Below are 12277 nucleotides of genomic sequence, written 5' to 3' on the forward strand. Positions count from 1 at the left end.
AGGATACTGGGAGATGGCACCGAGACCGACGTCCGGATCGTCCGCCACCTGTGCGATCGGCGTGATGGCCAAGGCGCCGCGCAGCGGCCGCTCCAAGACGCGGCTGTGCCCGCCGCTGAGCCCCGACCAGGCCGCGCGCCTGAGCGCCGCCTTCCTGCGCGACACGACCGCTAACATCCAGGAGGCGGCGCGCGCCGCGCCGATCGCCGCCTACGCGGCCTACGCACCACGGGACGCGGAGACCTTGGTCGTCCCCCATCTGGCCGTCGGAACGGACCTCGTACTCGCGGATGGAAGCACACCAGCACCGGCGGCGGTCGAAGGCTTCGGCCGCTGCCTGCTGCAGGCCATCGATGGCATGCTCGCACACGGACATGCGGCAGCCTGCGTGCTGAGCTCCGACATTCCGACCCTTCCGACGCGCCTCCTCGTCCTAGCGGCCCGGCTCCTGCTCGCGCCTGGGGATCGGGCCGTGCTCGGCGCCTGCGACGACGGCGGCTACTACATCCTCGGCCTCAAGCAGGCCCACGCGCGCCTGTTCGCCGACATCGCCTGGAGCACCGACACCGTCGCGGCAGCCACCCGCGCCCGGGCGCGCGAGATCGGCCTCGCCCTAATTGAGCTCGAGCCCTGGTACGACGTCGACGACGCGGCCTCGCTCGCCCGGCTCTCGGCCGACAGGACCGGCTACGCCGCCCCGGCGACGCGTGCGATCCTGACGCGGCTTCTGGAGACGTCGGAGGCCGTACCGGCATGACCCGGCTCTTCGCCAGCCCCGCGCGCCGGCTCGCGGCCCTCGGCCTCGTGCTGCTGGCCGTGAATGTCGGCGCGCTTGCGATCCACGTGCCGGGCGCCGAAGACGTAGGCTCGGCGGCCGGCTCCGGCGCATTCATATGCGTCGTACTCCTCGACCTCGTAGCCTACCTCCTCGCCGTGCGCCTCGTGCTGCGGGAGCGGCTGCCGCGGACCGCCCTGTGGACGATCCTCGGCGTCGCCGTGCTGATGCGGGCCGCGCTGCTGCCGGCACCGCCGTTCCTGTCAACGGACATCTACCGCTACGTCTGGGACGGGCAGGTTCAGGCTGCCGGGATCAACCCCTACCGCTACATCCCGGCCGATCCGGCCCTCGAACGGCTGCGCGACCCGGCGATCTACCCGCTGATCAACCGGAAGGATTACGCCCGCACGATCTACCCGCCCGCGGCGCAGATGGTCTTCGCCGCCGTAGGCCGGGTCTCGCACGGCGTCACCGGGATGAAGCTGGCGATGCTGGGCTTCGAGGCCCTGGGCGTGCTGGCGATGCTCGCGATCCTGCGCGGGGCCGGCCTGCCGTCGGCCCGGATCCTGATCTACGCCTGGAACCCGCTCGCCCCGTGGTCCTTCGCCCGCGACGGGCACGTCGATGCCGTGGCGATCGGCCTCCTCGGCCTCGCGCTGCTGGCCCGCACCCGCCGTCGGTACGGGCTCGCGGGCGCGCTCCTCGGTGCGGCGACGCTGGTGAAGGTTCTACCCGTCGCGGTGGCGCCCGCCTTCGTGCGCGGTGGCCGGCTGTGGCGGCCGATGCTCGTCGGGGCGGCCGTGATCGTGGGCCTCTACCTGCCCTATCTCGGCGCCGGGGCGAACGTGCTCGGCTTCGCCGGGGGCTACGGGACCGAGGAGGGGTACGAGACCGGCGCGGGCTACTGGCTGCTCGCCGGGCTCGGCCATCTCGGGCTCAGCCCCCCGGGCCTGCTGCGGACCTACCTGGTCTGCGCCGGCCTGACCCTCGCCGCGCTCGCGCTCCGGATCGCCTTCGGCCGCGACCGGGCACCCGCGCTCGACGCGGTCGCGCTGTGCCGCGATGCCGGGCTCCTCGCAGCCCTCACCACCTGCGCGGCTAGCCCGCACTACGCTTGGTACTACCCCTGGCTGGCACTGCCCGCGGTGGTCGCCCCGGCCCCGGCCCTGATCTGGCTCGGCGCGGCCCCGATCCTGTTCCTGATCGATCCGTTCAACGACCGCTTCCTGTGGCCGTCGCTGGTCTTCGTCCCGGCCCTGGTCCTGGCCGCCCGCTCCCTGTGGCAGGCCCGCACCGCGCCCCTCGCCGCCCTTCCGGAAGGAACCGCCCGATGACGGCCTCAGCCGCCCTGAAGGATCCGCGCCGCTACTTCGAGGCGATCGGTACCGACCGCGCCTCCGAGGCCGTAGCGCCGCCGGTCTGCCTCTATCTGGAGGTCACGAACCGCTGCAACCTGCTGTGCGAGACCTGCCCGCGCACCTTCGAGACCTTGGAACCCCCGGCCGACATGAGCTGGGATCTGTTCACGCGGATCGTCGACCAGGTGCCGAACGTCGCCCGGGTCGTGCTCCACGGGGTCGGCGAGCCGATGCTGGTCAAGGACCTGCCGCGGATGGTCCGCTACCTCAAGGATCGCGGCACCTACGTCCTGTTCAACACCAACGGCACCCTGATGCAGCCCAAGCGCTTCCGGGAGCTGATCGACACCGGGCTCGACGAGCTGCGCGTCTCCCTCGACGCCGCCGACCGGGCCTCGTACCGCAGGGTGCGAGGCAAGGACTTCTTCGACCGGATCGTGCGCGACGTCGGCAAGTTCGTCGCTTTCCAGAAGGCGACGGGCGCCACGACGCCCCAGGTCTCGCTCTGGCTGACGGGCCTCAAGGAGACCGTGGACCAGCTCCCGGCCTTCGTGCGGCTCGCCGCCGAGATGGGCGTGACCGAGGTTCACCTGCAGCGCCTCGTCTTCGACGAGGCCGGATACGGCATGGCCCGCGCCGACCTGTCGCTGTTCGAGAGCGCGCGGGCCGAGGAGACCGCGGCGATCGCCGAGGCCGAGGCACTGGGCCGCTCGCTGGGGGTGACGCTCGACGCCTCGGGCGCGACCGAGCCCGGAATCAGCCTGAAGCGGCAGGACGACCGTGCCTGGGCCACCTGTCGGCGACCCTGGTCCCTGATGTACTTCACCGCCCACGGACGGGCGCTGCCCTGCTGCATCGCTCCGTTCTCGGTGCGCGGCTATTCCAACTACACGTTGGGCGACGCCACGCAGGCCACGCTCCGGGAGATCTGGAACGGCGAGGCCTATCGCGACTTCCGCACGTCACTCCTCTCCGACGCGCCGCCCGCCCCGTGCGGGAACTGCGGCTTGCGCTGGAGCCTCTGAGCGATGCACCCGGTCAGCATCGTCATCCCAACCCTGAACGAGGCCGAGGCGATCGGCGCGGTGATCCGCGAGATCCCGCCGGCCTACGCGGCCGACATCATCGTCGCCGACAGCGGCTCGACCGACGGGACGCAGGCCGTCGCGCGGGCCGCGGGCGCCCGGGTGATCGAAGCTGGGCGCGGCTACGGCCGGGCCTGCGCCCTCGGGGCGGCCGCGGCCGACCCGGCCTCGCGCGCCATCGTCTACCTCGACGGCGACGGCGCGGACCGCGGAGACCTGATCGAGCGGATCGCCGGGCCGGTGCTCGCCGGCAGCCAGGACCTCGTCCTCGCCTCGCGCACCCTGGGGAGCCGAGAGCCGGGATCGATGCTCTGGCACCAGGTCCTCGCCGGCCGCCTCGCCGGCTTCGGCATCGGCCTGCGCTACGGCGTGCGCTACACCGACATGTGCGCCTTCCGCGCCATCGACCGCGCCGCGCTGAAGGCCCTCGACCTGCGCGAGCTGACCTACGGCTGGAACATCGAGATGCAGATGCGGGCCGCCCGCGCGGGCCTGCGCATCCGCGAGGTGCCGATGCCCTACCGCCGCCGTCTCGGCGGATCCTCGAAGGTGGCCGGTTCGCTCGGTGGGACGCTGCGGGCCGCCACGCGGATCGGCGCGACCTACCTGCGCGTCGCCGCAGGGCCGGCGCGGGGCGCGTGAGGTCGACGATGGCGCTCGAGGACGACGCTGGACCGGGCCTGTGGGCCGTCCCCCGGACGGAGGAGGCCGTCCCCGACACGCGGCAGGATCACGGGATCGTGCCATCGCGCGCGTTCGCGTTGGCGGCGTATCTTGACCGCTGGTCGGGCTGCGCGCACCACGACCTCGCTGCCTCGGATTCGGAACCGCTGACGCTCGCCGCGTTGCTGCACCTCGCCGGCCCGGAGGATCTTCGGCGCTGGCGGGCGGCGGATCTCGGCTACGCCGACCCGCGCGGCGCCCCCCGGCTGCGCGCCACCGTCTCCGCCCGCTACCATCGGCTCGAGGCGAACGATGTGCTGATCAGTGCGGGCGCGCAGGAAGCGGTGACCTGCGTGCTGTGCGCTCTGCTCGGTCCGGCCGACCACGCGGTGGTGGTGGTGCCGATCTACCAGCCCTCGGAACTCGTCGTGACCCGCCTGTGCGCGGCCGACGGCGTCGCGCTCTGCCCGGACCGAAACTGGCCCCTCGATCTCGACCGCCTCGCGGCGGCCATCCGGCCGAACACGCGCCTCGTGCTGACGAACTTCCCCAACAGCCCGACCGGTGCGGTGCTGGATCGAGCGACCCTGGGCGGCCTGATCGACCTCTGCCGCCGACACGGGTTGTGGCTCGTCAACGACGAGGTCTACCGCCAGACGGACCGCGACCCGGAGCGCGCCGTTCCGCCCGTCGTCGACCTGTACGAGCGCGGAATCTCCGTCAACGGGCTGTCGAAGGGGTTCGGGCTTCCGGGGCTGCGCGTCGGCTGGGCCGCCTGTCGCGACCGCGGGCTGCTCGACCGTATCCTCGCGGCCAAGAATCTGCTGTCGAGCTGCCTCGCCCGGCCGAGCGAGATCCTGGCGCAGGTCGCGCTGCAGGCCGAGCCGCACCTGACCGGCCGCGCCCGCGGGATCGGGCAACGCAACCTTCACCGCCTGCGGGCGCTCCTCGACCGCCATCCGGACCTGTTCGATCCGGACGAGCCGAGGAACCTCGCCTTCGCCTGTCCCCGCTTCCGCGGGCGGGAGGGGGCGACCACCTTCGCGCGGATTCTCGCGGCGGAGGACGGCGTCCTCGTATTGCCCTCCGCCCTGTGGCACTCTGCGCTGGCGTCGATCCCCGCGGACCGCCTGCGCCTCGGTCTCGGCCGCGTCGGCAGCGGTGCGGCGCTCGGGATCCTCGCGGATCACCTGCTGCGGCGCGCCGGCCGATAAGCACCGAACGTCTCGACATCTGCGACCTCGTGCCTGGCCCCGCCGCCATCGCATCGGGGCGCGCGGAGATCCCGTTCCTGGCCGACCTCGGCGGAGAGGCCGCCGACGCGGTCCGGGCGCGGATGACCTCGGTCGCGGTCGCCGGGGGACGGCCATTGTTCGAGGAGGGGGACGAGGCCGACGCGCTCTACACGCTGGTTAGCGGCGCGGTCGGCCTCTCGACCCGCGACCCGCGCGACGGCAGCGTGCGCCGCCTCATCCGCCTGTCCCCACCGGACACCGTGGGCGAGCTCGCCCTTCTCACCGGCGAGCCGCGCTCGATCACCGCGACGGCCCTGCGCGACACGCACCTCCTCCGGCTCTCCCGAGACGCGTTCGCCGATCTGATCGCCGCCCATCCCGGGACGCTGCTTTACTTCGCTCGGATCCTGGCCGCGCGGCTGCGCATCGCCCATACGGGCGTGACCCTGCGCCACGCGCCACGGAGCTTCGCCGTCCTGGCGGTGACCGAGGGCCGCACGGCGACGGCCTTCGGCGAGCGGCTGGCGCGGGCCCTCGACGCCGCGCTGCCGGGGCGGACCGGCTGCCTGTCCGAATGGCCGCCCGAGGCTGACGAGGCCTGGTTCCACCGCTACGAGCAGGCGCACGACCGCACGGTCTTCGTCGCCCACCAGATCGACTGCCCCTGGTGCCAGCTCTGCCTGCGCCACGCCGACCACGTCCTGCTGCTGGCCGAGCCTGGCGCGCCACCGCGGCCGGGCGCGGCGGCCTACCTGGCCGCGATCCGCTCTCCCTGGATCCGCATGGACCTCGCGGTGGCACAGCCTGCCGAGGCGCGCCTGCCTCGCCCCCTGCATCCGGACGTCGCCGCGCTCCCCTTCTCCCTGCGGCTCCAGGTCCGCGAGAACCACGCCGGCGACTTCGCCCGGCTCGCCCGGATCGCGTCCGGCCATGCCCGCGCCCTCGTCCTCGGCGGAGGCGGGGCCCGCGGCCTCGCTCATCTCGGCGTCCTGCGGGCGCTCGCCGAGGCCGGGCTCGACATCGATCTCGTCGGCGGCACCAGCATGGGCTCGATCCTGGCCGCCAGCGTCGCCCTGGACTGGAGCCTTGACGCGATCGAGGCCGACACGGTCGCGTCCTTCGTCGGACGCAATCCTCTCGACGACTACACCCTGCCGTTCCACGCCCTGACGCGCGGAGCCAAGGTGGATGCGGGATTGGCTGCGCGCTTCGGGGATGCCCGCATCGAGGATCTCTGGCGCCCGTTCTTCTGCGTGTCCTCGAATCTCACCACCGGCACCGCTATGGTCCACTGGGCGGGCCCCCTCGACCGGGCGGTTCGGGCCAGCATCGCCATTCCCGGGTTGCTGCCTCCGGTGGCGAGTGCGGACGGCATCCTCGTGGATGGTGGCATGATGAACAATCTGCCCGCCGACGTGATGGCTGACCTCGACCGCGGGCCGGTCCTCGCGGTGGATGTCGGCAGCGACGCCGCCTTCCAAGTCATGGCGCGGCAGGGCCGGGGCGCGCAGGCGTTCCGGCGCTTCCTGGGCATATCGGACCAGCTTCCCGGCATCGCCCACCTGCTCCTGCGCTCCGCCATGGTGTCGAGCGGCGCCCAGACCATGGCGGCCGTCACCCGCGCCGCCGTCCTGCTCAAACCCGCCCTCGCCGGAGTCGACCTGCGGGCGTGGTCGAGCTTCGAGACGACGGCCGAGATCGGCTATCGCTGCGCACAGGAAGCACTGGACTCCGGCCGCCTGCGCGCCTGGACATGAGCCAATCCGGACCTCGCGCCATCGCGGCTTCCGGTCCACCGATTATCCGTACCCTGCCTTGGCGCTCGGGAACGGGTGTCGTCGATCTCAATCGCTGCCAGGGTTAAGCCAAGTTCTGCTACGCTGCGCCCGACCATTTCGAGATCCGGGGGGACGAGATCCCGTTCTATGATCCGGTGCCCCCGGATCCGAAGCGGGCGCAGATCGAGCGAGGTCAGGATACCTGCCCGGTCCGGGTCATCGCAGTCGAGCCTGGCGGCTTCCCCGAGGCGATGAAACTGTGAACGGCGGCCACAGACCGGGCATTGGCTTGGTAGGCGCCTCCCTGGCCGATCTGTGGAGGCGCTGAGGTGCTGCCGGACAGCGGCTGCGACGGCTCCCCGATCCTCGTCGGTGACGAACCGCACCGAATCCCGTCCGCTTTCTCGTCGGGCCTTATGCTAAGCGATCATCCTGCTCTCGGCCAACCCCAGACGTCAAGCAGCCTGGCGTGAACGTCTCAGATGGGTGGAAAACGGTCCGTCCGCTCCGGGGCTGAGGCGTGTCGATAGCTGACATTGGTAGACTATGCCGCCTTCTCGAAAACGATAGGGAAACGAGAAGATTGACTACCCTGCTGGCCTGAAGCCACCCCTTTCGCGATTCATCCGCGGTCGCCGCGGCACGTTCAGACTCGGTACGAAACCTGATGGCGAGCGCTATGCAATGGGCGGTCAGACACTACGGGACCGAGGTGATGCGACATCACCATGCCTACCATCAGGTCGTGCTCCCGTATGTAGGCCAGCTTGACATTGAAACGAACGGTCAAGCGGGTTTTGTGGCCGGCAGCGTCGGTTCATTCGTCGCCGCAGGCTCTGATCATAGCTTCCATGGTCGGAGCGACAGCGCCTGCATCGTCCTTGATATACCGCATATCTCGGCAGAAGACGCGGCCAACACTGAAGATATGCCGACTTTCTTCGCGATTGGCCCGGACATTCAAGGATTGATAGATTATATGAAATATATCCGGTCGGACGACTTCACGCTACGGCTTCGCACGGCTTGGTCAGAACTGCTTCTCGCGCGACTCGCCGAGCAGCGCATCGTCTTACCCGGCCGCGAGCGGCTGGCAGTCAGTCGTGCCGTAGCCTTCATGCGCGAGCGGCTGGCCCAGTCCATTGGTGTGCGCGACATAGCGCGCGCTGCCGGCACCAGCTCGAGCCGCTTGCATGAGGCCTTCGTTCGGCAACTTGGAACGACGCCCCATGCCTATCTGGTGGCGCTTCGGCTTGATGCGGCCGAACGGATGCTTGCCGACCCCAGCCTGTCGATTGCCGAGGTCGCCATTCGGAGTGGCCATTTCGACCAGAGCGCGCTCGGCCGTGCTCTGCGGCGCGAGCGCGACACCACGCCCGCAATGCTCCGTCGCGTACTTCGCGGCGGCACGGGAGGAAATGCTCAAACTTCGAAAGAGCGGTCCTAGACGCATTTCGGCCAGTCATGCTTCGGATCCCTTCCGGTTAAGGGATTTCGAAGATGACCGTTGGGACACGGCATAGGGCGACGGCGATCGGGCTGGTCGCGATCGGGTTATGGGCTGGGCTCGCCCTGTCTACCGTGGCGGCTCGCGGCGTTCCTCCATTCGAGCTGCTTGCCCTCTCGTTCGGTGTTGCGTTCGCCAGTGGTCTGGCCGTGCTCGCGGCGCAGGGGCGCGATGCGCTAGCCAGATTGCGGCAGCCGATCGTGCCTTGGGCGACCGCCTTCGTGGCGATCTTCCTCTATCACGCGCTTTATTTCTTTGCGTTGGCGACGGTCCCGCCCGCGCGGGCGAGCCTGATCGCCTACCTTTGGCCATTGCTTATCGTGGTATTCGCGGCGTGGGTGCCTGGGGGTGAGCGCCTCCGGCTGCATCACCTCGGCGGAGCGGCGCTCGGATTTCTCGGCGTGGCGATCCTTTTCGCCGGGCGGCAGGACAACGCGGCAACCGCAACGAACCAAATAGGCTATCTGGCCGCTCTCGGCTGCGCAGTAATCTGGGCAGGCTACTCGGTGGTCAACCGGCGCTTCGCGGATGTGGCGAGCGAGATGTTGATCGGCGTATGCGGCGTGGTCGCGCTTGCTGGGGCGGCGGTGCACTTCATGGCGGAGACGAGTGTCGCGCCCAGCGGATCGCAGTGGTTGGCGATCCTGTTCCTTGGCATCGGCCCGACTGGGCTTGCCTTCCTCGCCTGGGACCATGCGACCAAGCATGGCGACATTTCACTCTTGGCGCCGATGTCCTACCTCGCCCCCCTCGTATCGACGCTTCTGCTGGTTCTTACCAATCAGGCCCCCGCAACCGTGGCTGTGGGTCTGTCTACCATTCTGGTCGTTCTGGGCGCTGTCCTAGCCAGTCGGGGCGGGGGGCCAGGTACGTCCGCAGGCAGAGCCGGAACGGCCGCTTCCGGTGATACGGGGTGAGCTTGAAAACGGCTGGGTTGGGTCGACAGCGGGATAGCCGCCTTGGGTGGTTTGCTGCCCGTCCGCTCCTGAGGAGAAAGGCATCAAAGCTGACATAGCTACAGCACCCGCTCATGAACCCGAGCAGGATAAAGCCCTGATATAATGACGCGAAATATAGTATTTGCCGCATTGATCAAAAGATTCCGCCCGCATCGATCCGTTTGCTAGCTCAAGCGCCACTGGTTATATTGTAGTGCCAGGAGGGTAAACATCTACGGCAACCCCAGAGCTATTCCGGATAGAGAAAACCCGCCACGGCGATCCGGGCGGGCTTAATTGGTGCGACATGCAGGCAATGGGGGACTTAGGCTGCGTATGCCTTCGCTACCAAACCGAGCTCTGCGAAGGCCTCAGCGAGCTGCAGCAACTCCTCTCGCAAGACCATCATGTCGGAATAGGCCTTCGTCAAATTTGGATTGCTAGCAAGGGGTTCGAGCACGAAGCTTTCTAACTCACGGCGAAGCTGAAGGCTCGACTGTTCGAGTGAATGACCAATGGCCTGCATCTGGGGACCGCGCGGACCGAGATCGCGTCCCGATGTCATCTCAGCCTTCAGGGCAGCGACGAGGTGCTGGACTCCGTTCTGGTCCAGGATGCTCGGCAAGACGTAGATATCTGCCATCGACGCCTCACGCCGCCTGGATGTCGAGAAGGAAGGCATCGACCTCCTGCTTGACGCTCAGCGATTGTGTGGCGAGTTCGGCCGCCGCGCTCAGCACTTGTGTCGCTGCGCTGCCGGTCTCACCCGTCGAGGTCAGAACACGCGCGACGTTGGCCGATACGTCCTGCGTGCCGCGCGCCGCTTCGCTGGCGTTGCGCGAGATCTCACCCGTCGCTGCCGTCTGCTCGACCACAGTCGAGGCGATCATGCCGGCGATCTCGTTGATTGATGCGATCGTCCGGCCAATCCCCTGGATGGCCTCCGTCGCACGGCAAGTCGCGCCCTGGATCGCGGCGATCTGACCACCGATCTCCTCGGTCGCACGCGCCGTCTGGCCGGCCAACTCCTTGACCTCGGCGGCGACGACTGCGAAGCCGCGCCCCGCGTCCCCCGCACGCGCGGCCTCGATCGTGGCGTTCAGCGCCAGAAGGTTGGTCTGACCTGCGATCGACGAAATCGTCGTCACGGCTGCGCCGATCTGCTCTGCTGCCGCCCCCAAATCGGCCATCGCCGCGCCAGTTGCTTCCGCCTCGTGCGCCGCGCTGGCGGCGACCTCGTTGGAGCGAACCACCTGTCGCTCGATCTCCTGAAGCGAGGAAACCATCTCCTCGGCGGCGGCCGCCACCGTCTGCACGTTGACCGAGGTCTCCTCCGCGGCCGCGCTTGAGGCCACGGCTTGGCTGTTGGTGTTATCGGCGACCTGGGTCATCGAGCGGGCAGTGGCATCGAGCTCGGTTGCAGCCGAGGTGACGATCTCCAGGGAGCTCGCAACCTTCTGCTGGAAGGACTTGATCAGGGCGTCAACGCGATCGGCCCGGCGCTGCCGCGCCGACTGCTCGGCGACCTGTGCGGCCTCCAGTTCGGCCCGCGCGATGGCGTTCTGGCGGAACACCTCGACGGCCTGTGCCATCTCACCCATCTCGTCGGTGGCCGCGCGCGAGGGCACATCCACGGCATTGTCGCCGGCGGCCAGACGCTTCATGGCCATGGTCATACCGGCGATTGGTCTGATGATGCTGCGGGCCAGGAGGAAGGCTAGGACGCCGCCGATGATCAGAGCCAACCCGAGGAGGCTCATCTGGATGAGTCGGGCACCCGCAACCGATGCTGCGGTGGCATCGGTGATCTCCTCGACCGCGAGTTTGATCATGCCACGCACGCCAATGGCGGCTTGGTCGATGGCATCCGTATGCGGCTTGATGCCAGTGTCGAAGGCCTTGTTTGAAGTCGCCATTGCCGCAACCGTGGCACGGAAGTTGGTCGCGTAGGCAGCGAGTGCGACATCGACCGCCTTCATCTGCGTCTGGAATGGCGCGCTGCCATCGGCATTCCTGAGGGCCTTCATGGCCTTCTCAGCCTTCTCGACGTTCGTGGCGAACGTTGCCGGTCCCTTCGGATCGAACGTCGCCAGGAAGCGCCAGTTAGCGACGCGGACGAGCAGCATGGCGCTCTCGACGGTCTGAGCCCGGCTGAGCGTCGCCTCATCGGCTTGTGAGCGCACATCGGAGACCAACGTCGCGGTCGCACGGGTGAGGTCGTCACCGCCCGTGAAAAGCTTGTCCTTGGCTTCCTTCAGGGTCACGCCGGCGGCTGCCAGACGCTCCAACTCGGGCTTCATCGCTCGAGCATCCTCATTGATGCCCAAGTAAATCTTACGGCGCTCTTCCGAGATAGCACTCCTCGCCAATTTAGACCCGGCTTCCTCGATCTCATGCCGGGCGGCTTCCATAGGCGCGACCTGCTCCGGCTTGGGCGCGAGCCGGTAATTTTCTGCATCGCCCTTGAGCTGAGCGGCGAGGATATTCACCGTATAGACATTGCGGGCAATGGCCTCATATCTGCCGCGCTCTTCGTACTGGTCGGTGACACGGCCGAGCTGATAATGCGCAACCCCACCGAGAGCTGCGACGACGACCATCAAGCCGCTGAAGCCCGCGTAAAGTCGAGAGCGAATACCAAATTGCACGATCTGAGCTCCGAGGGCAAAAGCCTAGCTTTTTACACTTTCGTCTTCTATTCCTATTATTTAGTTAGCGGCAGCTCGACTATTTCTGGTTGCCTGATGACGCGCTGACCGGCCTCGGAAAACCCTCAATCCGAACAGCTTTCTATGGAGGATCATGACAACTTTTGGTTAGATACGCCTCGCGGTCGTGGCCGACGGCTTAGGCGCCTGACCGAAGGCTCGATTGACGTCCGCTTACGAGCGAACTTGGTGGCCGGCCGAAGGTCGTTTTTGGGTCGCTATCGGAA

The 12277-nt window shown here is 68.3% G+C and carries 10 protein-coding genes; 8 read left to right on the plus strand and 2 right to left on the minus strand.

All coding sequences use genetic code 11. From position 1 onward, the window contains the following. Positions 1-13 precede the first annotated feature (13 nt). The 8 genes from ACTJK8_RS28005 to ACTJK8_RS28040 all read left to right on the plus strand — a co-directional run bounded on the left by ACTJK8_RS28005 (position 14) and on the right by ACTJK8_RS28040 (position 9321). Positions 14-757: a TIGR04282 family arsenosugar biosynthesis glycosyltransferase gene (locus ACTJK8_RS28005; RefSeq protein ID WP_053621296.1), complete on the plus strand. Its 744-nt coding sequence runs from the start codon at positions 14-16 to the stop codon at positions 755-757. Next, positions 754-2112, plus strand: a complete 1359-nt coding sequence (locus ACTJK8_RS28010; protein ID WP_024827611.1) for a glycosyltransferase 87 family protein — start codon at positions 754-756, stop codon at positions 2110-2112. The genes ACTJK8_RS28005 and ACTJK8_RS28010 overlap by 4 nt, the downstream gene beginning before the upstream one ends. After that, complete coding sequence (locus ACTJK8_RS28015; protein ID WP_024827612.1) at positions 2109-3161, plus strand: radical SAM/SPASM domain-containing protein; 1053 nt, start codon at positions 2109-2111, stop codon at positions 3159-3161. Before ACTJK8_RS28010 ends, ACTJK8_RS28015 begins: the two co-directional genes overlap by 4 nt. 3 nt (positions 3162-3164) lie before the next feature. Then, on the plus strand, positions 3165-3863 hold the full coding sequence (locus ACTJK8_RS28020) for a glycosyltransferase family 2 protein (RefSeq protein WP_440762869.1): 699 nt from the start codon (positions 3165-3167) through the stop codon (positions 3861-3863). Positions 3864-3871: 8 nt separating this feature from the next. Further along, positions 3872-5098 carry a pyridoxal phosphate-dependent aminotransferase gene (locus ACTJK8_RS28025; protein ID WP_234742200.1) on the plus strand — a complete coding sequence of 409 codons (1227 nt, stop codon included), beginning with the start codon at positions 3872-3874 and terminating at the stop codon, positions 5096-5098. Between the two features lie 122 nt (positions 5099-5220). Then, positions 5221-6876, plus strand: a complete 1656-nt coding sequence (locus tag ACTJK8_RS28030) for a patatin-like phospholipase family protein (RefSeq protein WP_440762872.1) — start codon at positions 5221-5223, stop codon at positions 6874-6876. A 688-nt stretch (positions 6877-7564) separates the two neighbouring features. Next, entirely contained in the window at positions 7565-8344 is a 780-nt protein-coding gene (locus tag ACTJK8_RS28035) for a helix-turn-helix domain-containing protein (RefSeq protein WP_440762870.1), read from the plus strand. 53 nt (positions 8345-8397) lie between these two features. Then, positions 8398-9321, plus strand: coding sequence for a DMT family transporter (locus ACTJK8_RS28040; RefSeq protein ID WP_012329808.1), 924 nt, complete (start codon positions 8398-8400; stop codon positions 9319-9321). 346 nt (positions 9322-9667) lie between these two features. Here ACTJK8_RS28040 and ACTJK8_RS28045 read toward each other — a convergent pair whose 3' ends face one another. Continuing rightward, positions 9668-9985, minus strand: a complete 318-nt coding sequence (locus tag ACTJK8_RS28045; protein ID WP_012319510.1) for a hypothetical protein — start codon at positions 9983-9985, stop codon at positions 9668-9670. A 7-nt stretch (positions 9986-9992) separates the two neighbouring features. Beyond that, positions 9993-11942: a methyl-accepting chemotaxis protein gene (locus ACTJK8_RS28050; RefSeq protein ID WP_012319509.1), complete on the minus strand. Its 1950-nt coding sequence runs from the start codon at positions 11940-11942 to the stop codon at positions 9993-9995. Between the last annotated feature and the right edge of the window lie 335 nt (positions 11943-12277).

It is taken from the genome of Methylobacterium sp. 22177 (genome assembly GCF_052045615.1).
Classification (GTDB): domain Bacteria; phylum Pseudomonadota; class Alphaproteobacteria; order Rhizobiales; family Beijerinckiaceae; genus Methylobacterium; species Methylobacterium radiotolerans.